Source organism: Mucilaginibacter sp., assembly GCF_041088075.1.
In the GTDB taxonomy this organism is placed as follows: Bacteria; Bacteroidota; Bacteroidia; order Sphingobacteriales; family Sphingobacteriaceae; genus Mucilaginibacter_A.
In genome coordinates this window covers 24,259-46,150 of record NZ_JBGCVY010000029.1, presented here as the reverse complement: position 1 = coordinate 46,150, position 21,892 = coordinate 24,259, and the positions used below count along the sequence as shown (strand labels likewise).

The following is a 21,892-nucleotide window of genomic DNA, read 5'->3' as shown; positions in this document are numbered from 1 at the left end:
TCTTTGGTAACCAGCAACTGTACTTTTACCCCATAAAAGTAACGCCGCATGCTGCTCTGCCTGCCATGCCACTGCTTGCCTTGTAATATTTTAGAATTCGCGATCCGGATATTATCGCACACCGCAACCGGAAACGAATCCAGCACATAGCTCATCTCACAACTGACATACTTGAAATAATAACCAACTTGCATGAATAAGTTGTAGATCAATTCAGCTACCGCATGTAACCTGCGGTTAAAACGGCTTTTGTCCAGCATTCCCGGTATCATGCCTGTCATCTTCATAAACTGCCTTGCCTTATCCTGATGTCCTCCGAAGTATAATGAGGAAACGACTGCTGTTGTAATGATTTCACTGTCGCTTACCTGCCTGCGGCTGTCTTCGTAATGATTGCCCGTTTTCAACAAATCATCTATAAAACAAAATATTCCTATAATTTTATCCTTGGTAAGCATCATCATGGGTCCTTTAGTTGTGGTAAACCAAAGTTCCTTCTTTTGATGCTTACTTCTTTATCTTTTTAACACGCAACTTGAGTTAATTAAATAAATTAAGTGTAAGTTTCTTGTCCGCTTTTTTTAGAAGCAGGCCAAACATTTTCCTGTATTTCTTATTTCTGATGGTAATTATTTAAACCATTTTATCAATAAAATCAATTTATCATGAGATCATTATTGTACATCATTGCCGTAATCCTGGTTATTGGCTGGGCATTGGGCGTATTTGCATTCCACGTATCTGGCGGTATTATCCACGTTTTGCTGGTAATCGCAGTCATTGCTTTAATCCTGGGTGTGATCAGAAGGGCGTAAAAAATGAATATTGACCGGCATAAAAGAAGTATGATGCTTCTTTTATGCCGGTTTTTTTGTGAACTGGCTTAACTAACTTCTATTTTTACTTTTTATCCGAATGCCCTAAACTTTTTTTCGGGTTCACTTTGTCGCGCACCAACTGCTTCAACTCTTTAATTTCGGGGAAACGGCCTTCTCTTTTACGGTCAAAAATCAAATTATCATCAACAAAAATCGAATAACGGCCGGCAACTTCGCTTGGGTGCAGTAAAACGCCGTGCAAATCATCTTCAAATGTCGTCAACAACTCTTGCGCCATGTACGCGGCGCGCAAAAGCCAGTGGCATTTCGGGCAATATTCAATAGTGATAGTTGGTTTTTTGCCGGTAAAAGAAGTATTGTCCATTTAGTTTCAATCTAAAAGATGCTCAAATCTACATAAACAAAAACAAGTATATTTGTACATCAAGGCGTACTTCAACAACAAATTATGATCGTAATTAGCCCGAGTGAATTAAGGGGAAATTTAAAAAAATATTTAGACCTGGCTGAAAAAGAACGGATTGTGATCCAGCGGGGAAAAAAGGAAACTTTTGAACTGCGGAAAACGGAACGCATCAGCGAAGGCTCTTTTTTAACAACCCTAAAAATATAGAAGCGATAGAACAAGGCATCGCCGATATTAAAGCTGGCAGATACAAAAAATTAGACCCGGAAAAATTGGTATGGGAAAATATTTTTCAAACTCACACAATCGGTAACTAAATAACTACTTTTTCTCCTCCGTCCACTCGTAAATATGCTTGTTTGCATCGCCGGTTATTTTTTGGCAGTTACAGTTTCCGCCCCATTCCTTCGTGCCATCCTTAAAATATTCGCACTTCCAAATTGGCGCTTCGTGTTTAATGCGGTCAATAATATAACGGTTGGCCGAATAAGCTTCTGCCCGGTGCGGCGATGCGGTAATTACCACCACTGCCGATTCTGAAATGCCAACTTTCCCTGTTCTGTGTTGCGCCAATGCAATGTTTAAAGGCCATTTCTGGCAGGCATCTTCCAAAATCTGCCGTATTGATTTCGTTGCCATGGCTTCCTGCGCTTCATATTCCAAATAAGCTACGTCCGTTTGCGGGTCGTTGTCGCGCACTTCACCGCTAAACAAAACGATGGCACCGGCTTCCGGGTGATGCGATTTCGACAGCAATCCCACCAAATCCAAAGGTTCGGCGGATAAAAGCTTAAGGTCAACCGCCACTGCTGGGCGGGATAATGCTGATGGTATCATGGATAGTGATGGGATAATTTTGGTCAACAAATTCATCGCGGACAGCAAACCGGCAAAGTTCCAGCACGTTTGCTGCTTCCGGGTTTTGTGCCGCTAATTGTTGTTTTAATTCTGCAATATTTTTCGCGCTGCTTTGCAATTGAAATTCTTTATCGAAATAATCTTTCAAAACAGCAAAAACTTCTATGTTCATATTGATTTTTAGGTGATAAAAGAAGCATTAACCGCCAATTTGCAACATGCTCAGTTCGCTGCCGATAAAATGGTGCAACTGCTTTTGGCTCATGGCTTGCTGCAATTTTTCCTGCAACAAATAATCGCTGTCTTCCGCATCCAACGCAATCGGATGGTTGGAACTTAAACAACCGTACATATTTCCTTCGGCATCCAACCGCAATCGGCTGCAATCCGAGCAAAAAGGCTCGCTGTTGTTGGCAATGATACCGAACGTATTTCCATCAGCAGTTTGCCAGTAATTAGCTGTGGCAGAAGCTTTTCGGGGCAAACGTTTAAAATTATATTTAGTAGCAACCTGATCCAGCAATTGCTGTTGCGAGAACAAATATTTATCAGATTCGTGGTGCAAATGCCCCATTGACATCACTTCCAAAAAACGGACCGGAATGTTTTTACCGAAAGCATAATCCACCAAAGGAATAACCTGCTCTTCGTTCATTCCCTTCATAATCACCGCGTTCAGCTTTATTTCGATGCCTAAATCCAACGCCGTTTCGATCCCGTTTAATACGCGATCAAGGTGTTTCCGTTTAGCCATTTTGTAAAAAGAAAGCTCATCAACCGCATCTAAAGAAACATTAATGGCTTGCAAACCGGCAGCTTTTAAAGCCGCAGCCTGGCGAGCCAACAAATAACCATTGCTCGTCATGCTGATTTTTGGGATGCCGATCTCATTTAAACTGCGGATCAATTCGGGAAGTTCGCGGTAAAGCAAAGGTTCGCCGCCGGTTAAACGGATGGTTTCCAGATCAAGCTGATGGTGCAGGCGGGAAATGAGTTGGGCAAAAAAAGCAGCCGGTTTTTGCGGGCGATGATCGTAGTTGATTTCCTCTTCAGAACCCATCGTACAGTAAAAACAATTGAGGTTGCAAGTGTTTAACAAGCTAACCCGCAATGTTTTAAATTTTCTTCCGTATGGATCGTTCAGCACGTTCAATGATTTTTACCCGGTAAAAGAAGCATCCAACTGGTCCTGATTCTTTTATCACCGTGGTTATATTAACAAATATACAACGAATTGTTGTTTTAAACCGAAAGAAATGAAATCAAATCTCCCGCCTGTAAATCTCCTTTTCCCGCAGGATGAATAGCAATCGCATTAGCCGTTAAAGCCGCTTTAACATCGCCGGAACTGTTGAACAAAATTGGCGTAACTACTTGATCTACAATGCCCGGTACAAATTCGTCAAACTCCGTTTTCTTCGGTTTTTGTGCCGATAAAAGAAGCATTGGCCATTCTTTTTCGGGCAAACCAAAACAGGCTTTTAAATAATGTTCCACAAATAATTTGAAGGTAACATGACAGGAAAACGGATTGCCAGGCAAAGCAAAAACCATTCCGCCGGAAGGCAAAGTTCCGCACCAAATTGGCTTTCCGGGCTTGATTTTTACTTTATGGAACAGTTTCTTCACGCCTAAACTTTCCAAAATTTCAGGAACGTAATCCGCATCACCGGCAGAAACGCCTCCGCATAAAATAATTATATCCGAAGTTAAAGCTGCGCTGATTTCCTGTTTCAGTTGCTCTTTATTGTCTGAAATGTGCTTGTAAATTGTTGGTTTGATCTGCCATTCCTGCAACAAACTTTTCAGCAAATATTGGTTGCTGTTGCGGATCTGGATATCAGAAACCGGCTGGCCAGGTTCTACCACTTCATCGCCGGTGGTAAACAACGCAACTTTTGGCAGTTTTTCCACCTTAACTTCCACTTTTCCAACCGAAGCCAGCAGCGCGATTACGGCCGCAGAACAAGTTGTGTGTTGATCAATGATGCAAGTTTCAGCTTGAATATCTTCTCCTTTTCGGGCGATGTTGAGAAAAGGTTTGAGGTTTTCGATTTCAAAAGAAACTTGTCCGTTTGCCTCAACCGCTTTTTCCCGCTGAATCACCACGTTGGCATTTGGCGGAACGGCAGCACCAGTCATGATTTTATAACACTCGCCCGACGAAATTTCCTGCTGGTAACGCTGCCCGGCGAACACTACTTCTTTTACCGCATAATTTTTGGTGCCGCTTTCCCAATCTTTAAAATTGATGGCGTAACCATCCATCGTGGCGCGGTTAAAAGGCGGATAATCGCGGTCAGCAAAAATCGGTTCGGCCAAAACCCTTTCAAAAGCTTGATCTAAAGATAAAGTTTCTTGTCCGAAAGATTTGGCCAAGTTGGCAATGAGTTGTTGGGCTTCTTTATATGTTAACATGGGTTTTGACTTTGTATTGAAATTCTGATTTAAAAAAGAAAACCTATCTTTTTCTCCTTTGGAAGCTGTTTAAACTTTTAGGGTTCCGTTTTAATTTACATAAAAAATGCCATGCTTCTTTTACCGGGCAAAAATTGGTGCTTTTCTGAAATTAATAAATCAAAAACAATGGCCGGCATTTTTTAGGTGATAAAAGAAGCATCAACTAAAAAGAAAGCCAGAAGAAAATTTCAATCTCAACAAAACCCTACGGCCGGTCGCCCATCGCTATTCCCCAGCTTGCACTGGGTTTGCTGCCCATTTCAAAAACCAAATCCCCGCCTTGCGCCAGTTCTTGGTAAGTGATGAAACTGTGCGTAAACTTTTTGCCGTTAAAAGAAGCATTTTGGATATAGATATTTTGCGCGCTGTTGTTTTTGGCGATGACGTGCAGCGTTTTTCCTGCCGCTAATTTCAACGTAGATTCGTTAAAAAGCGGGCTGCCAAAAACGTAAACACCGCTTGTCGGGTCAACCTGGTAAAAACCAATGGCCGACAGAACATACCAGGCCGACATCTGCCCAACATCTTCATTGCCAATAATGCCATCGGGTTTATCGGTATAAAAATTTTGCATCACGAAACGGACTTTTTCGGCTGTTTTCCAAGGCTGGCCGGCGTAAGCATACAAATAAGTGATGTGGTGCGAAGGTTCGTTTCCGTGCGCATATTGCCCGATCAAACCCGAAATATCCGGTGATTTTTCTTTGCCCATATCGCCTTGCGCCACAAAAAGCGAATCCAGTTTTTGGGTAAATGGCTTTTCGCCGCCTTGCAAAGCAATCAAGCCTTTTACGTCCTGCGGCACCAGCCAGGTGTATTGCCAGGCGTTTCCTTCGGTATAATCCCCAACTTCATGGCGCGATTCAAACGGGCTGAAAGGCGTGCGAAACTGGTTTTCATTCAACCTGGCCCGCATAAAATGGGTTTTTGGGTCGAAGTAGTTGTGGTAATTTTGTGCGCGCTTGCTGAAGTATTGTTCGTCCTCGGTTTTGCCCATTTTCCTGGCCATTGCTGCAATCCCCGAATCATCAATGCTGTATTCCAAACCCATTGCCACCGATTCTGCCGTGCTATCCGCCGGGATAAAACCTAATTTTTTTACAAACTTTAAACCGCGGTCGTTGCGCATCGCACTTGCTTTTACCGCTTCAAAAGCCAGGTTTGCATCAAAACCTTTAAAGCCTTTTAAATAAGCATCGGCAACTACCGGCACAGCACTGTAGCCCACCATCGTGTTGGTTTCGTTGCCCATCAAATGCCAAACCGGCAACTTGCCCTGCTGCTGGTAAATGGCCAGCATGGTGTTGATTATGTCGCTTACTTTTTCGGGCTGGATCAGGGTGTAAAGCGGGTTTAAGGCGCGGTACGTATCCCACAAAGAAAATGTGGTGAGGTTGGTGAACGCTGCTTTTGGATGTACTTTTTTATCCGTTCCCCAGTAATCGCCGTTATGATCATTAAAGATCGAAGGCGCAATCATGGTGTGAAAAAGCGCGGTATAAAAAACTTTTTTCTGGGTTTCGGATGCTGTTTTTATCGTTACTTTTTCAAGCTGTTCGTTCCATTTCCTGTCGGCTTCTGCCACAACCTGGTTAAAGTTCCAGCCGGGGATTTCTGCCCGGATATTCATCATCGCATTCCCTACACTCACCGGCGAGATGCCTACTTTTACCAGCACTTTTTCACCTTCTGCAGTAACAAAACTTAAAACGCCTTTTACTTTTTTGCCGGTCAATGCGGTTCCGGTTTTAGCTGTCAAGCTATCGTAAACCGAGAAGTTTTTGATGGGTTTGGAGAAAACGGCCGCAAAATAAATACGCTGGTCTTTGGCCCAGCCGGTAGAAAAACGGTAGCCTGTTATGGTGGTTGCATTGACTTGTTGGATTGAGGTTTCAACTGGCCTGTCCCAGCCGATCCCTTCCTGCAGATCAATCAAAATATGGGCGTCGTTGCTTTTTGGGAAAGTGTATTCATGGAAGCCAACACGTTCGGTAGCAGTTAGTTTAACACCGATGTTATAACGTTTCAGCTTTACGGCATAGTAACCCGGACGGACAGTTTCATCCCGATGGCTAAACAGCGAAACGTAACCACTTTGCATGTTTTTTACATTGCCTTTTCGCACGATGACCGGGCCGGTTGTAGGCATCAAAGAAATATCGCCCAGGTCGCCAATGCCCGTTCCGCTTAAATGCGTATGCTGAAAACCAACGATGGTAGAATCAGAAATATGGTAGCCCGAACACCAGTCCCAGCCTTCCGACAAGTTGGCCGGACCCAACTGCACCGCACCAAAAGGCACATTGGCGCCCACAAAAACATGCCCGTGGAAACCCGTGCCGATATACTGGTCTACATATTTCGTCAGTTCATGCTGATTTTTTGCCGGTAAAAGAAGCATGTGCTGCGCCTGCACTACCTGATGAAATGCGGCTGTTAAAAGCAGGAACAGGATGTGGCGGTTGAGGTGTTTGGTTTTGTTCATCATTTTTAGGTTGGTAAAAGAAGCATTTAGGTATTTGCGCTTCATCAAAGATTGTAAATTACATCATATCGTAATACATAATTCTCGTTACTTCATTTTCGTCGTTATCAAGTAAAAACTCGAAGCGGTTACTTGTGTAATATTTTATTTGTCGTTCTTTATTAAGCGCGTCTAATAGCAGAAACCTACATGCCGACTTTTGAGATTCAATAGAAAAACCCTTAATAAAATCCATTAATTCATAAGCAATGCCTGTTCCTTGATATTTAACAGCAACTCCTAAACGACCTACTTTTATAGCCGGATATTGTTTTATCCTTTTTGTGTTTGGAATTTTTGTTCTTCTGTGCAACCTGTTAAATATAGTTTTTGTAAACCCTTTATCCTCTCCTTTATCTACCACGCAATCATTAGATATACAAAAATAGGCGACGATATAATTATCGTCGCCTATAAATAAATAAGTGTTTGCCATTAACTGGTTTTGATAATTAAAGGCATCTTCTTTTAAAAAGTTGGTAATGTCTGGTTCGCCGCAATCAAACTCCTGAACGTCAATTTTAGCTGTTAATGGAACAAATTTAAAATCTGATAAAGTCAACTATCTTATTTTTTAGATAATACTTTTTCTACAAGGTTTTTTATCCTTTGTTTCTCTTCCGGAGAAGTGCGATTGTTTTTTTTAGATGCTAATAAAGCATTAAAACGTTTAGAAGCATTACCAGATAATACAGGGGTTGCCTTGATTGGTGTTGCCATTATTTCTATTATTATGATCAGCAAATTAAATAACCTGTACAATCTCGGTGATAATAGGATTGCACAAATAAACGGCTATTTAATTAAATAACGAAAATACGAAATAAGGTTGAAATGGTTTTGCATTTTTCAAAAATAACGTATTTGTCGCGTCAATAAATTACCCTTGTCCCATTGTTACTCTCGAAAGGGCTAGAGGTGTGTCTCGTTACCATATTTAGGTAGATAAAAGAAGCATCAAAACACAGGATTTAGGTTTTACGATAAGCAATTTTTTCCGAAGCAGTTTTCAGCACAGCCAAAACACCATCCGAAACATGGCCAAAAAGCGAAATGCCGGCCGCGCCGTTGTTCAGCGCGTTTTCGATGCCCTGCTGCACCTCGCCGTCGTTTTTAAAATCAGGCATGTACAAACCGGCATACAACGGAAACTTTCCGTTCAAAGCTTTTATGCCTTCGGCAACGGCCTGCCCAATCCAGGCCACGTTTTCTTTGTAAAAACCATGGTAAATCATCGGACAAACACCGCTGATGTTCCAGTTTACCCAGTCCTGTTTTACGTTTCGGTGGGCAATGTCCGGCGTTGGGAAAACGGCCGCCGTTATGGATTTTTTGTAAGTGTTGGCCACTTTCGTCAACCTTTCAACCACTTTATTTACACGCTGGTAACGGAACAAACGCCACGACGGGCTTGCTTCCGGAAACTGCACCGTATCAATATCAATCCCATGTTCGGTTTTGTAAGCGGCTTTGCAAACTTTGCAATAGCAATAATCGTATTCGGGCAGCTCGCTGGTTTGCACAATTTTGTAATTGTCCCACAAATTCACCGGTAAAATCACGTCGCAAAAACGCACGTAATCCAAGTGGATGCCATCTACATAATCCTTTTTCAAAGCGTTGGCATAATCGTTTTCGAGGTATTGCTTCACCTCCTCGCGCGAGGGGCAAAGCCAGCGGTAATAATTGACGTAAGGCGGATGATCGGCACAGGATTCGCCCTTCCGATTCACCGCATACCATTCCGGGTGCGCTTCCAGCAACGGTTTTTCGCCGCGGTTCATCGTCCATATCCAGCGGTGCGCTTCCAGTTTCTGGGCTTTCGCTGCGCGGAAGTGCTTTTCGCTGTCGTTCTCAAAAAACATCCCGCGGATGCCTGCCTCATAATATTTCTGGTAACGTTCGGCCAGTTCCTGCTCTGTATCTTTCAGGTTCGGGTTCGTCCAAACCCAATGCTTCCACCCTTTTTTAGGTGCTAAAAGAAGCATTTCGGCATTGGATGCTGCGGGCAAAACTGCGGCAGACAAGCCGGCCAGTAAACCCGATTTTACAAAATTCCTGCGGTTGCTCATGGTTTCGTTTTTATCGTTTCAATCAATCCTTCATCGTTTATGCTGATGGCCACGCTTCCTTCTGCCTTAACTGTAGCCGTAAATTGCCTGCCCGAAGCATCCATTTGCAACAAGCTTTCCCGCTCCCCAATCTTCGCAATCGGCTCCAAATGCAGTTCGGCCAGGGTTGCGGCATACTTTCCGTTTTTTTGCAGATACTGTTTTTGCCGGTAATAAACCAGCCATAAATACTGCTTTTGCAACTCCGAAAAAGATAGGGTAAAAACAGCATCAGCTTTGCGCGAAAACTGCAAATATCCCCAGCGCTCCGGGTAGTGCATGTTGATAACGCCCTGCGGCGACCAAACCCAATTGTGCTCGGGCAAATCTTTTCCGGCGGCGTTTTTCAGCTTCTCGTTTTTTCCGTTGCTGATTTTCGTGTCCCATTCCACCCGCGAAAAATTGATGCGCCATAACGTTCCTTCTTTAGGCTTTATTAATGAAAAACCCATCCGCAAAGATTTCAGCGGAATGGCCATTTCCACCGTCCAGCTTTTGTCTTCGTCCTGCGGCTGGTTCAATGTTCCGTCCAGTTTTACGCCTGTTTGCAAGCCTTCCACGTCCCAGCCAATCAAAGCATTGCCCCCATTTCGATAAGGTTTTGGCATAAAAAGGTCGAAAATTTTATTGAACTGGTTGATTTCAATCTCAAAATACTGGTGCGTGTTGTTGTCGGGATCAATAAAAACTTCAAAATCATTGTCCTTGTAAATAATATCATCGTGGTGCGTTTGCGTGGCCCAAAGCTGCGGTTCCTGCAATTTTGCGGCGATAAACAAAGTAGAATCGTTCCACAGCATTTTTACCTGCGTTTGCAATTTTGGAAGCGGCTTTTTTGCGCCTTCAATATCTACAAAATCTTCGGTCCAAGCAGTTTTCTGCCAGTCGCTTTCTTCCAAGTTCCCATCCATTTTCAATACATCATCAGTATGCTGAACAACATAATTTTTTGGAGTGGAGAAAAGCACTTCCAATCCTTTAAAACTGTTTTGGGCTTTAAGTTCAAGACTGATCAGCAGCAAAAAAACAAAAAGCAAAATGCTTCTTTTATGCCATAAAAATTGGTGCCTGTTCAAAATCACGGTTCCTTAAACACATTAGAATGAATAAAAAAATTGTGCGGAACAGCAGCAGAGCCAGTAAAATAGCCAGACTTTTCCATCAACCTAACTGTTTAACAATTGTGGTTTTTGCTGATAGGTTTCCCACAAAAACTCGCCGAAAATGGTATTGGCCCAGGCAAACCAGCTCCGGGTAAAATTGGCCGGGTTGTCCTGGTTAAAAGATTCGTGCATAAAACCAGTCCCGGCGTGCGTAGTTTTAAGCATTTGGATGCAATGTTTGATCTCCGCATCGTTGGTACTTGTTAATCCCCGCGCAATAATACTGAGCGGCCAAATCATGCCGTCTTTGCCTACGTGCGGCCCGCCTATCCCTTCTGCCGCTTTTCCTTTGTAGAAATAAGGGTTGCTGGCAGATAAAACAAACTTCCGCGTGTTTTGATAAATCGGATCAGAAACCGGAACGGCATTGAGGTAAGGCAAAGCCAGCAAACTCGGGATGTTGGCATCGTCCATCAAATTGTGGTTGCCAAAACCATCTACCTCAAAAGCGTAAATCTTTCCGAATTCGGGGTGCTGAACGATAGCGTGTTTTTGCAAAGCCTGTTCTACTTCTGTGGCCAAAGCTTTTAAATCCGAGGTCAATTTTTCATCCTTAAAAACAGCATTCACCATTTCGGCGGCTTGTTTCAGGCTGACAACGGCAAAAAAGTTGGACGGAACGAGGAAGGGAAATATCGTGGCATCATCGCTCGGGCGGAACATCGAGCAGATCAGTCCGTTTGGTTTTACCGGGAAACCGTAGCCACCCATCGGCAAGGTATCGGTTGGCGCGGTAGTTTGCCGCTGAAAATGGTACGGCCCTTTGCCGTTTTTGCGCTGCTGCTCTTTAAAAGTTTGCAAAATCAGTGCGATGGAGCTTTTCCACTCGGCGTTAAAAGGCTTGGTGTCGCCGGTTTCTTTCCAATATCGGTGCGCCAAACGGATGGGGTAACAAAGCGAATCAATTTCGTATTTACGCTCGTGGATGCCGGGCTTCATATTGGTGCGGTCGGTTTTCCAATCGCTTATTTTGGTATCGTCCTTATAAAAAGCGTTGGCGTATGGGTCTTCTAAAACACAATGCGCCTGCCGCCTGATCACGCCTGCAATCAAATTTCGCAGTTGTTCGTCTTTTTTGATGAAAGGCAGATAAGGCCAAACCTGGGCACAACTGTCGCGCAGCCACATCGCATCAATATCGCCGGTGATGACGTAAGTGTCCGGCCGTGCTTCTTTTACCGCATAAAATACAGTGGTGTCCAAAGTATTGGGGAAACAGTTTTCAAAAAGCCAAGCCAGTTCTTTGTCTTTTACTTTGGCTTTGAACTCTGTTATGGCAGCCTCTACCGCTTTGCTGGTGAAATTGCGTTTGCCTAAAGCAGGGCGGTGGCTTACAAATTCTTCGGCGGCAAAAACCGATTGGTTTAAAAACAGCCCGCCCGTTAACAAACCGGCTTGTTGGATAAAAGTGCTTCTTTTCATTTTTAGGTTTTAGGTTTGAGTTTGTCATTTCGACCGCAGGGAGAAATCTTCTTCAAAGCAGCATAATTTTGGTTGAAAGAAGATTTCTCCCTGCGGTCGGAATGACAGCGAAAATTACTAATTTAACTTGTACCTTACAAAAGCTTCTATCGCTTCATATTCGGCCATGCCCAGTTTATCGTAAGCGCAGGCCGTTTCGCGGTTGCGGTCTTCCGCCCGCACCCAAAATTCGCGTGCGTCATCGCCCGGAAAAACCGGTAAATCTTTTTGCGACTGGTGTTTGTAAATAGCCAAACGTTTTCGGATCACTTCCTGCGGGGAAAGCGGAACGGCCATCTCGATTTCGTAGGTTTCAAACTCGTGCCAGGCTCCGCGGTACAGCCAAATCCAGCAGTCTTTCGTCCAGCTTTCATCTTTCAAACGCCTTAAAGCTTCTATGATAATGTCAAAACAGATTTTATGCGTGCCATGCGGATCGGCAAAATCCCCGGCAGCAAAAATCTGGTGCGGTTTTATCGCGCCCAGTAAGGCCATGGTTTCTTTGATATCGTCCTCATAACTCACGTTTTTCTGGATTTTAGAACGATCATAAAAAGGCAAATCCATAAAATGGATATGGTCATCCGGCACGCCGGCAAAACGCGCACCGGCAATCGCTTCGCCTTTGCGGATCAACCCTTTTACCGTTTTTAGTTCCTGCGGATCGTCTTCGTTGGGTTGTTTATGCTGAGAAAATTCGCGCATAGAATTGTATAAATTTTCCAGCTGCGAGGTTTCCTGATGCTGACTTTTGGCAAAATCAATAGCAAATTCAATAAAGCGCAGCGCGTCGTCGTCCCAAACGGCGTTGTTGCCGGAAGTTTGATAAGCCACGTGTACATCGTGGCCCTGATCAACTAAACGGATAAACGTGCCACCGACTGAAATCACATCATCGTCCGGGTGCGGCGAAAACACGATGACCCGTTTTTTGGCCGGTTCTGCACGTTCCGGCCGCTGGCTGTCGTCTGCATTGGGTTTGCCGCCCGGCCAGCCGGTAATGGTGTGTTGCACCTGGTTAAAAATATCAATGTTGATGTTGTAAACCGGGCCTTTTTCGGTGGCCAACTGCGCCATGCCGTGGTTGTTGTAATCTTCTTCCGTCAGTTTCAAAACCGGTTTGTTTACCGTTGTGGCCAGCCAGATCACCGCTTTTTTGATGAGCCTTTCCGTCCAAACACAATCTTTCACCAGCCAGGGCGTGTTAAAACGGGTCAGTTGGGCCGCAGCTTCTTCGTCCAATACAAACTCTACGTTTTCAGATAGTTGCAGATAAGTGGCCGGCACATCAGAAGAAATTTCGCCTTCCACCGCTTTTTTGATGATCGAAGCTTTTTTGTAGTTCCAGGCCATCAAAATAATTTCGCGCGCTTTAAAAATCGTGCCGATGCCCATCGTGATGGCTTTTACCGGAACGTTTTCTTTTCCGCCAAAATCATGGGAAGCATCGCGGCGTGTCAAATCATCTAAAGTAACCAAACGCGTGCCCGAATTTGGCGCCGAACCCGGCTCGTTAAAACCAATGTGGCCCGTACGGCCGATACCCAGAATCTGCAAATCCAGCCCGCCGTAACTGCTAATCTTTTTTTCGTATTCCAAACAAAAAGCGGCCACCTCTTCCTGCGGCAACGTGCCGTCTGGGATGTGGATGTTTTCCTTCGGGATGTCAATATGGTTGAACAAATGCTCGTTCATAAACGTAACGTAGCTTTGCGCTGCCGTTGGTTTCATCGGGAAATATTCGTCCAGGTTGAAAGTGATCACATTGGCAAAACTTAAACCTTCTTCGCGGTGCAGCCGCACCAGTTCGGCATAAACTTTAACCGGCGTGGCACCGGTGGCCAAACCCAGGATTGTTTTTTCGCCTTTTGAATTTTTATCCGCAATCAGGTCGGCTATCCTTTTTGCCACTTTTTTGGAGGCAAAAGAAGCATCGGGATAAACCGTAACCGGCAGCTTTTCGTACCGGGTTTCTTCCAACAAATTTAAACGGGCCATACTTATTGTTTTTTGTGTTTAGGTTGATCTATGCTTCGGGTTTGTTTTAAATCTAGTCAATCAATTGCAATGCTTCTTTTACCCTATAAAAATTGGGCAACATTTAGTTTTGGTTTTTAAAAATTTGATGCAGCTACCAATTTTTATGTGGTAAAAGAAGCATTGGCATTTTTTCTTATATAAAAGTTGTTTAAACTTTTTGTTCAGGTATTTATGCTTTTTAATAGATAGAAGCGAAACACACCCCTAACCCCTCTCGAGAGGGGAAGCACAGTTTGCTACTTTTCTATCGTTAAAAAGGTAGGCGCTATATTTCCCCTCTCGAGAGGGGTTAGGGGTGTGTCCTTTTATCAAAAAAACAAATAATATGATAATGGCAGTTAAAAGTTTAAACAACTTCATAAATTTAAACAAGCTCTTATTTTATCGTAATTAACTTCTCAGGAAAGTTCCAGCCGCTGATGGAAAGCTGCGGTATTGGTTCGCCGGTTTTAGGCTGATATTCCAACATTACCTTTTTCTGATTGCCGGGCAAAACCGAAATGTAATTATCTGAATAAAAAACCGGCAAAACCCGTTTGTGCGTTGCCGGATCTACTAATGATAATCGGTTAAAAAAAGCCAGCGGCGCTTTTGCCGGGTTCGTTAGCGTTACTTCAATTTTGCCATCGCTTAGTTTTTGTGCCAAAGTTTGCAGTTGCGATGCCGCCATTTCCTGTAAGCCCGAATAATTGCCCGATCCATCTTTTATCCAGTAAATATTCTCGCTCAATTTCTGCTTGTTTTTGTCGAAAATTTGCAGGCATAAAAACACGCCTTTTTCCCGCGCACGCTTTTCCACTACTGTTTTTACCGGCAAAAAACCTTTGACCGAGGAAGGCAGCACTTCTACAAAAACCTGTGTAAGCATACCTTCTTCCCCATTCATATTGATGGTTTTAACGGTCAGCATCAAATCGCGTTTGGTTTCAAAAGTATTGTTTACGATGGAAACCATGCCCGTAACCGGATTGTACATCGGATGTAAAGGCTCGCTGCCACTATGCAAACCGTACAAACAGGCGTTTGGGTCGAGGTAATAATCGTACATCTGGCCGCGCATGGCCGTCCATGGGTTTTGGGTTTTCCAGATGATCGTTCCCGTGTACCAGCTCCACATATGCGAACTAAAACCTTCCATCAAGCCACGGTACTGATCGTAATTAACTAACTGGGCTTTGTTGGCAAAATCCCGTGCATCTTTCGCTTTTCCGTAAGGATCGATAAAAGCATCGTAACCAATGTATTTGTGGTAATCCCAAACCGAATCTACTTTGCTGGCATTGGGTTGTGCCGAATAAACCGGTGCAATTAAGTTTTTTTCGGGGATGAAACGTTGCAGCGATTCGTAATCGCCTAAACCAACTGAACCAATTTCTGAATTGAAAGGGTATGTTTTTTGCTGCCAAAAAGTGGCAATATCCTGAATGCCGTAAGGGCCGTCGCCATTGCCGCCCAACGTGTTCAACGACATTTTATCGGAGTTGGAATAGTCCACAAACCAGCGCGTGTTATCGAGTTTTGGCAAGATAGAATCGCGGACAGCAAGCAAAATATCTTCCGGTGGCGTAATTTCATTTCCGCCGCACCAAATAGCCAACGAAGCGTGGTTACGCACTAATTTAATCTGATCTGCTACTGATTTTAAGTACAAAGCGTGGTCGTCAGGATATTTTCGCCGTGTCCATTGATCGTCTGCTTTCATCGGATCTGTCCATTTGCCATTGGCATCGCCTGAAATCCAGAAATCCTGGAAAACCAACAAGCCATATTTATCGCAAGCCCGATAAAAGTCCGGCCTTTCTACCAAAGCACCGCCCCAAACCCGGATTAAATTGAGGTTCATATCGCGGTGAAAACGGATTTCCGCATCGTAGCGCGCATCCGAAAAACGAAGCATGGCATCCGAGATAATCCAGTTGCCGCCTTTGATAAATATTTTTTGCCCGTTTACTTCCACTTGCCGGCTTTGCGTTTCTGCATTCCAACTTGTGGTAATTTCGCGTATGCCAACAGAAACGTTTTCCTGATCGGAAACCTTGTTTCCCACCAAAAACTGGATTTTTGAATTGTATAAATTCTGCGAACCGTAACCATGCGGCCACCACAATTTCGGGTTTTTTAAGGTGAGATTTGGAACGGCAACTTCCTGCGTTGAATTTGCCGGAAGTGTTACGTTTTTAGAAACCGTGTTTCCATCCAGCGTAAACTGCAATACTCCTTTTACCACATGATTTTCGGCGTTTTGCAATTCGGCAGAAGCTTTGATAATGGCTGGTTGTTGATTTCCTGAAACTTTTCGAATTCCCGGAACCACGGTAATTACACGCGGATTGAGTACGTTAACCGCTCCCGTTTTTTCGATGGTAACTTTATCCCAAATGCCGGTGTTGCGGTCGCGCATCGGGGCAATCCAATCCCAACCGGCCGTATATTGCAGGCCAACACCTTTGGCAATCCGGCCGTCGCCGCCTTGCCCGCCGTTTGGGTTGCCCACCGGGTCCGGCGGATAAACCAGCACCGCCAACCGGTTTTTTCCATTTTTATTGAGGAACGAACTGATGTTATAACTCTCCCGCAAAAACATGCCGACATGTGTTTTCGGGTTTACTTTTTTTCCGTTCAAAAAAACCTCACAACTGTAATTAACGCCGCGAAAGTTTAGATAAACCTGGTTGCCGTTTGCCGGTGCCGCTTCTTCAAAATCCTTTACAAACCAATAAGTATAATAATCCCTGCCGGTTTGGTAAATGTCTTTGATGCGCTCGTTGTTCATCCCGTAAAAAGGATCGGGCACTTTTTGGTTGTTTAAAAGTGTGGTCAAAACGGTGCCGGGAACGGTGGCCGGCATCCAGTTTTGGGTGGAAGCATTGGGTTGCGATAAAGCTTTTCCGTCGGTTTTGACTTCCGCAACCGGCGCACATTTCCAACCAGAATTTAATTCGTAAGAAGCTTGTGCCTTTGCTGCCGACACTAAAAAAACAGTGATAAAAACAGTATGGGCCACCGCCCGGATGCAGGCTGCAACGATTGCTGTTTTTAAAAATCCGGGCTTTGTTTGTTTGGTTGAGGTTTGCAATACAGTTCAGGTTAAAATAATGGGTAATTTTTATGGAAGCACAATGCTTCTTTTAGCACTCTTTTTTTGGTGATGGTACAACGGTTAACATTTTTTCAAAAATAATTTTTTACTGTCTGGTTTTTATCATCCTGCAAGTTCAAAAAAAATTAACTTACAAAAGCATTTTCTTCTATGGCGGCCATTTTATCTGCCAGCTTTTTGCCAAAATTTTCGACCACCAGCGCCGCACCGCCAATCAACTGTGCTTTGGTGTTTAAGTTGGAAATGATAAATTCGGTATAATTGGTCAGCATCGGGATGCAATGTTCGTTGATGGCTTGTTGGATTGGAGCGAGCCATAATTTCCCGACAACGCTTCCTTTACCGCTCAAAACGATCGCGCCGGGGTTCATCAAGTGGATCAAAATTGCTAAACCTTCGCCCACATGATAAGCCGCTTCCGAAATCAGTTTCACAGAAAACACATCGCCTTTGATCGCTTCGGTAATAATCACATCCGCGTCAACCTCTTTGTAATTGGCCAGGCTGGTAATTTGCCCCTGCCGGATGCCTTCTTTTGCAGTGGCTGTTACGGCAATTAAAGAAGCTTCCGTTTCCAAACAACCGTGTTTGCCGCAAATGCAAAGCTTACCGTTTTTAAACAGCGGGATATGACTGAACTCTCCCGCCAAACCGTTGTTTCCCCTGAAAATTTTATCGTTCAAAATCATCCCCAAACCAATCCCCCAGCCTAAGTTCAGCACCATCACGTTTTTAATATGTGCCGCCACGCCAAACTTTTGCTCGGCCAAGGCAATAGCGGTAGAATCATTGTCCAAAAAAACCGGGATAGAAATATTTTGCTCGATGTATTCCACCAAAGTCTGGCCCTCAACCTTTAAAAAAGTGTAATTTATTCCGGCATCGGTATCCACAAAACCCGGCATGGTCAAGCCGATACCGAGGATATTGTTTTTGGATAGGCCGCAATTTTCCAGAAAGTTTTTTAGGTCATCAACAAAAGTTTCGGCCTGCAGAAGATGGATGTCAAACTCGTAACGGGCAACATTGCTTACAAAATTGTTGTTCATGTCCACCACCACCATTTGTGCCGAGAACTGATCCAGCGCTACCGAAAGCAGATAATGGGTATCTGCAACGAGCGAATAATTCAAAGGCTTGCGTCCGCCGCTCGAACTGGCAAAGCCTTTTTCGGCCACATAACCTTCTTTGATCAGTTCGTTCAGCACTTTGATGGTATGCGGGATGCTTTTGCCGGTGTAGTTGCTAATGTCGGCACTGGTCAATACCTCGTTGTAATACAGGCATTTGATGGCTTCACTATAATTAAGTAAAATTTCTATGCTATGGGCGGTCATGTTTTAGGTTTAATATTTTACATATTTAGAACATTAAACCGATAAACAGAAAACTTTTTAAATATTTTAAAAAGAAGTAGGAAGTTTAAAATTTAATTGCTTCCTTAGTCGGCACTTAAAAAACACCAATCAAGCAATTATAGCGTGTATTTTGAGTTAAGCTGTTTAACCTATTTTTTTGATTTGATGTGGCGATGCTTCTTTTACCATATAAAATTTGGTCGAGCCTGAAACTAAAAAATAGAAAGGCAGTGCATCCATTCATTTTTAACTTTCGTATCACTACTTAAACTAAATAATTGCATATGATGAAAAAAAACTACTTATAATCCTGAGGGGCGAACCTCATCCTCAAGATAACCTATACTACTTTGCCAACAGTCCCCTGCTTTCGGGCAGGCCATAGTTTTTAATTTAAACCTATTATTTATGAAAATCAGTAAATACCTATTTGGTACTACTGTAAAACACGGCTTTCCAAAGCTATGTTTAACAGCAACTTTTGCATCTGTGTTAATTTTTAACCTGGATGCTTCAGCCGGCATTTATACACATCCCGCGGCTTTAAAACCCACTGCGGTTGAACCGACCCGGTTAACGGCTCAGGCTGCAGACATCAGGGTTTCCGGTAAAGTATTAGACGAAAAAGGCCAGCCATTAATTGGTGTTTCGGTAAAAGTGAAGAATGGAACTGCCGGTGTATCAACCGATATTAATGGTGCGTTTGTTATTACTGCGCCCGAAAACGCAGTTTTGGTATTATCGTATATCGGTTACCAAAACCAGGAAGTGCCGGTTGCAGGAAAAACTGCCCTTACCATCCGCCTTGTACCTGCTACGAATAACCTGACCGAAGTTGTGGTAACGGCTTTAGGTATCAGAAGGGAAGCCCGGTCATTAACCTATGGCGTGCAAACAGTAAGCGGCAACGAACTGACGAACGTACCGGATGCCAGTTTGGTGAACAGTTTATCGGGTAAAGTGGCCGGTGCGCAAATCACCCGGAGTTCTACCGGTGTTGGCGGCTCGACCAAAGTAGTTTTACGTGGAAACAAATCTATCAACGGCGATAACAATGCGTTGTATGTAATTGATGGTATCCCGATGCCGCGCAACAACAGCGGACAAATTGGTGGTGTGTTTGGCGGACAGGACAGAGGCGATGCCATTGAAAACCTTAACCCGGACGATGTTGAAAGTATTACGGTACTTCCGGGTTCATCTTCGGCAGCATTGTACGGCAGCCAGGGTGCCAATGGGGTAATTTTAATCACGACTAAAAAAGGTTTGGCAGGAAAAACAACGGTCAATTTTTCATCCAATACAACCTTTGAAAACCCGTTTTTGATACCAAAGCAGCAAAATACCTATGGTGAAACAACGGTGGACGAGAACGGGAAACCAGTAGTAAATTCCCCTTTTAGCTGGGGCAGTAAATTAAGTTCCCCAAGTACGTTTGACCCTAAGTCGTTTTACAATACCGGCAGGACTTTGATCAATGCTTTGTCGGTACAAACCGGTACAGAAACCAATCAAACTTATTTTTCTTTTGAAAATACCAACTCTAACGGTATCATCCCAAATAACAAACTGGACAAGTACAATTTTACGGTACGCAACTCAAGCCAATTTTTTAAAAATAAACTGTCTTTAGATGTTTCTGCCAATTATATTTCACAAAATGTAAACAACAGGCCTTACCAGGGTTTTTATTACAATCCAATTGTGCCTTTGTACCTTTTTCCAAGAGGGGTTGATTTTAACCAGTACAAAAATAACTTCGAGGTTTATGATCCGGCAAGACAATTAAACACCCAAAACTGGCCATACACCATCAGCGATATTGCCACGCAAAACCCGTATTGGATTGTAAACCGCAACACAAATCAGGACCGTTTGAGCCGTTTGCTGGGAACCATCAGTGCAAAATACACCATTACCGACTGGCTGAACATACAGGGAAGGTTAAAAGTTGACCGTACCACTGATGTTTATGAAGCCCAACGCTATGCCTCAACCATTAATACATTGACCGGTGCCAAGGGCGGGTACACTTATAACCCAAGCGGTATAACGCAAACTTATGCTGACGTGATTGCAAGTTTTGATAAAAAACTATCTGATAAATTTACACTGACTGCAAATTTGGGCGGCAGTTTCCAAAATAACCAAACACAGGGTTCTGTTACAGACGGCAACTTGTTAAATTTTGCCAACGTGTTTTCGATATCCAATATTGATTATGTACGTGTACACCCAACGCAATATGCAGACAGGCGCCAGATACAATCTGCATTTGGTACAGCAACCTTAGGTTATGACAATAAAATATTTTTAGATATAACCGGCCGTAATGATTGGGATTCGAGCTTGGCTTTTACCAACAAAGACCATTTCTTTTATCCGGCTGTGGGGCTGAATGCTGTTTTAAGCCAACTATTTAAACTACCTGAACTGATTTCATTTGCAAAAATAAGGGCAAACATTACCAATGTAGGTAACGGTAGTTCGATTGCTTATGCCACCAACCCGACGTATGCTATCAATAACGGAACAACAAATGCTATAGGTGCAGCACCGTTTGCTACGTTAAAACCAGAAAAAACGAGATCATACGAACTTGGGTTAGACAGCCGTTTTTTAAATGACAATTTAAACCTGACCGTAAACTTGTACAAATCTTTTAGTACCAATCAAATTTATCAAATCAGCGTAAGCCCATCAACCGGTTACAGCAGTTACTATTTTAACGGTGGTAATTTGATGAACAAAGGTATCGAAGCTACCCTGGCTTATACTGCTAAATTTGGGGCTTTTAGCTGGAGGCCAAGTGTAAACTTTTCATTGAACAGAAACAAGGTTTTGGATGTACTGGAATATACCGATCCTTATACCAAAGCCAATACCTCATTAGATTATGTAAACCTTTCTTCGGACGTGTTTAACCTACGGGTACAAAAAGGCGGCTCTTACGGTGATATGTATGCCAATGCAGCAGAAAAAGATGCAAACGGAAACTATATAACAGATGCCAATGGCAATCCTGTAAAATCATCAGACTATACTAAAATAGGAAACTACAACCCTAATTTTTTAGCCGGTTTTCAAAACGAGTTCAATTACAAAAACTTTAGGTTGAGCTTTTTGGTAGACGGAAGGTTTGGAGGCCAGGTTGTTTCGTTGACACAGGCAGTGCTTGACCAGTATGGCGTTTCTGAAGCATCCGGTAAGGCTCGTGATAACGGTGGTGTTGTGGTTAATGGCAAAAAAGTAGATCCGCAATTGTATTATACAACTGTTGGCGGCCGTAATGCCATTGCCTCAGAATACGTTTACAGCGCTACCAATATCCGTTTGCGCGAATTGGTTTTTGGCTACACCTTGCCCGGCACTTATCTAAACAATAAAATTAAAAATGTTGGCCTTTCTGTCATCGGCAGGAATTTGTGGATGATAAAGAACAATGCCCCTTTTGACCCGGATGTTGCCTTATCTACCGCCAATGGTTTGCAAGGGCTTGATGTGTTTAACCTTCCTACCATCCGCAGTATTGGTTTCAAAATAAGTGCCCGTTTTTAACCATTGATTTAAAT

17 protein-coding genes and 1 pseudogene are annotated in these 21,892 nt (G+C 43.4%); 3 read left to right on the top strand and 15 right to left on the bottom strand.

Translation table 11 applies throughout. From position 1 onward, the window contains the following. Positions 1-464: pseudogene (locus tag V5804_RS06770) on the bottom strand (IS982 family transposase); the annotation flags it as partial. Between the two features lie 201 nt (positions 465-665). Between V5804_RS06770 and V5804_RS06765 the strand changes: the two are divergent. Continuing rightward, the gene (locus V5804_RS06765) at positions 666-815 is read left to right on the top strand and encodes a lmo0937 family membrane protein (RefSeq protein WP_369590619.1); all 150 of its coding nucleotides are present in this window, start codon (positions 666-668) and stop codon (positions 813-815) included. 85 nt (positions 816-900) lie between these two features. Here the strand turns inward: V5804_RS06765 and V5804_RS06760 are convergent, their stop codons facing one another. Further along, entirely contained in the window at positions 901-1,203 is a 303-nt protein-coding gene (locus tag V5804_RS06760) for a SelT/SelW/SelH family protein (protein WP_369590618.1), read from the bottom strand. An 84-nt stretch (positions 1,204-1,287) separates the two neighbouring features. Here V5804_RS06760 and V5804_RS06755 point away from each other — a divergent pair, with 84 nt between their 5' ends. Further along, positions 1,288-1,452, top strand: a complete 165-nt coding sequence (locus tag V5804_RS06755; RefSeq protein WP_369590617.1) for a hypothetical protein — start codon at positions 1,288-1,290, stop codon at positions 1,450-1,452. Positions 1,453-1,566: 114 nt separating this feature from the next. On the opposite strand, the gene V5804_RS06750 is transcribed toward V5804_RS06755, so the two are convergent. The 13 genes from V5804_RS06750 to V5804_RS06690 all read right to left on the bottom strand — a co-directional run bounded on the left by V5804_RS06750 (position 1,567) and on the right by V5804_RS06690 (position 18,299). Further along, positions 1,567-2,082, bottom strand: a complete 516-nt coding sequence (locus tag V5804_RS06750) for a molybdenum cofactor biosynthesis protein MoaE (protein WP_369590616.1) — start codon at positions 2,080-2,082, stop codon at positions 1,567-1,569. Continuing rightward, positions 2,042-2,275 (bottom strand): MoaD/ThiS family protein, encoded by a 234-nt coding sequence (locus V5804_RS06745; protein ID WP_369590615.1) that lies wholly within the window; start codon positions 2,273-2,275, stop codon positions 2,042-2,044. Before V5804_RS06745 ends, V5804_RS06750 begins: the two co-directional genes overlap by 41 nt. Before the next feature lie 27 nt (positions 2,276-2,302). After that, entirely contained in the window at positions 2,303-3,250 is a 948-nt protein-coding gene (locus V5804_RS06740) for a GTP 3',8-cyclase MoaA (RefSeq protein ID WP_369590614.1), read from the bottom strand. Positions 3,251-3,345: 95 nt separating this feature from the next. Next, on the bottom strand, positions 3,346-4,521 hold the full coding sequence (locus V5804_RS06735; RefSeq protein ID WP_369590613.1) for a molybdopterin molybdotransferase MoeA: 1,176 nt from the start codon (positions 4,519-4,521) through the stop codon (positions 3,346-3,348). A gap of 247 nt (positions 4,522-4,768) precedes the next feature. After that, positions 4,769-7,093, bottom strand: coding sequence for a GH92 family glycosyl hydrolase (locus V5804_RS06730; RefSeq protein ID WP_369590612.1), 2,325 nt, complete (start codon positions 7,091-7,093; stop codon positions 4,769-4,771). Positions 7,094-7,106: 13 nt separating this feature from the next. Beyond that, a complete protein-coding gene (locus V5804_RS06725) occupies positions 7,107-7,649 on the bottom strand; it encodes a hypothetical protein (RefSeq protein ID WP_369590611.1) in 543 nt (180 codons plus the stop codon). A 5-nt stretch (positions 7,650-7,654) separates the two neighbouring features. Further along, positions 7,655-7,807 (bottom strand): hypothetical protein, encoded by a 153-nt coding sequence (locus V5804_RS06720; RefSeq protein ID WP_369590610.1) that lies wholly within the window; start codon positions 7,805-7,807, stop codon positions 7,655-7,657. A gap of 251 nt (positions 7,808-8,058) precedes the next feature. Beyond that, on the bottom strand, positions 8,059-9,159 hold the full coding sequence (locus V5804_RS06715) for a family 10 glycosylhydrolase (RefSeq protein WP_369590609.1): 1,101 nt from the start codon (positions 9,157-9,159) through the stop codon (positions 8,059-8,061). Continuing rightward, positions 9,156-10,235, bottom strand: coding sequence for a carbohydrate-binding family 9-like protein (locus V5804_RS06710; protein WP_369590608.1), 1,080 nt, complete (start codon positions 10,233-10,235; stop codon positions 9,156-9,158). The genes V5804_RS06715 and V5804_RS06710 overlap by 4 nt, the downstream gene beginning before the upstream one ends. 129 nt (positions 10,236-10,364) lie before the next feature. Further along, on the bottom strand, positions 10,365-11,783 hold the full coding sequence (locus V5804_RS06705; RefSeq protein WP_369590607.1) for a glycoside hydrolase family 125 protein: 1,419 nt from the start codon (positions 11,781-11,783) through the stop codon (positions 10,365-10,367). 117 nt (positions 11,784-11,900) lie between these two features. Beyond that, complete coding sequence (gene nagB, locus V5804_RS06700) at positions 11,901-13,820, bottom strand: glucosamine-6-phosphate deaminase (protein WP_369590606.1); 1,920 nt, start codon at positions 13,818-13,820, stop codon at positions 11,901-11,903. A gap of 418 nt (positions 13,821-14,238) precedes the next feature. After that, positions 14,239-16,938, bottom strand: coding sequence for a glycoside hydrolase family 2 TIM barrel-domain containing protein (locus V5804_RS06695; protein ID WP_369590605.1), 2,700 nt, complete (start codon positions 16,936-16,938; stop codon positions 14,239-14,241). Between the two features lie 149 nt (positions 16,939-17,087). Further along, positions 17,088-18,299: an ROK family protein gene (locus tag V5804_RS06690; protein ID WP_369590604.1), complete on the bottom strand. Its 1,212-nt coding sequence runs from the start codon at positions 18,297-18,299 to the stop codon at positions 17,088-17,090. Positions 18,300-18,728: 429 nt separating this feature from the next. Between V5804_RS06690 and V5804_RS06685 the strand changes: the two genes are divergently transcribed. After that, positions 18,729-21,878 (top strand): SusC/RagA family TonB-linked outer membrane protein, encoded by a 3,150-nt coding sequence (locus V5804_RS06685; RefSeq protein ID WP_369590603.1) that lies wholly within the window; start codon positions 18,729-18,731, stop codon positions 21,876-21,878. Positions 21,879-21,892: the final 14 nt, after the last annotated feature.

What these genes read in the sequence shown, in the direction of transcription:
- V5804_RS06765 (WP_369590619.1), top strand. Translation starts at nt 666, where the DNA reads ATGAGATCATTATTGTACATCATTGCCGTAATCCTGGTTATTGGCTGG.
- V5804_RS06760 (WP_369590618.1), bottom strand. Translation starts at nt 1,203, where the DNA reads ATGGACAATACTTCTTTTACCGGCAAAAAACCAACTATCACTATTGAA.
- V5804_RS06755 (WP_369590617.1), top strand. Translation starts at nt 1,288, where the DNA reads ATGATCGTAATTAGCCCGAGTGAATTAAGGGGAAATTTAAAAAAATAT.
- V5804_RS06750 (WP_369590616.1), bottom strand. Translation starts at nt 2,082, where the DNA reads ATGATACCATCAGCATTATCCCGCCCAGCAGTGGCGGTTGACCTTAAG.
- V5804_RS06745 (WP_369590615.1), bottom strand. Translation starts at nt 2,275, where the DNA reads ATGAACATAGAAGTTTTTGCTGTTTTGAAAGATTATTTCGATAAAGAA.
- V5804_RS06735 (WP_369590613.1), bottom strand. Translation starts at nt 4,521, where the DNA reads ATGTTAACATATAAAGAAGCCCAACAACTCATTGCCAACTTGGCCAAA.
- V5804_RS06730 (WP_369590612.1), bottom strand. Translation starts at nt 7,093, where the DNA reads ATGAAGCGCAAATACCTAAATGCTTCTTTTACCAACCTAAAAATGATG.
- V5804_RS06720 (WP_369590610.1), bottom strand. Translation starts at nt 7,807, where the DNA reads ATGGCAACACCAATCAAGGCAACCCCTGTATTATCTGGTAATGCTTCT.
- V5804_RS06715 (WP_369590609.1), bottom strand. Translation starts at nt 9,159, where the DNA reads ATGAGCAACCGCAGGAATTTTGTAAAATCGGGTTTACTGGCCGGCTTG.
- V5804_RS06705 (WP_369590607.1), bottom strand. Translation starts at nt 11,783, where the DNA reads ATGAAAAGAAGCACTTTTATCCAACAAGCCGGTTTGTTAACGGGCGGG.
- nagB (WP_369590606.1), bottom strand. Translation starts at nt 13,820, where the DNA reads ATGGCCCGTTTAAATTTGTTGGAAGAAACCCGGTACGAAAAGCTGCCG.
- V5804_RS06690 (WP_369590604.1), bottom strand. Translation starts at nt 18,299, where the DNA reads ATGACCGCCCATAGCATAGAAATTTTACTTAATTATAGTGAAGCCATC.
- V5804_RS06685 (WP_369590603.1), top strand. Translation starts at nt 18,729, where the DNA reads ATGAAAATCAGTAAATACCTATTTGGTACTACTGTAAAACACGGCTTT.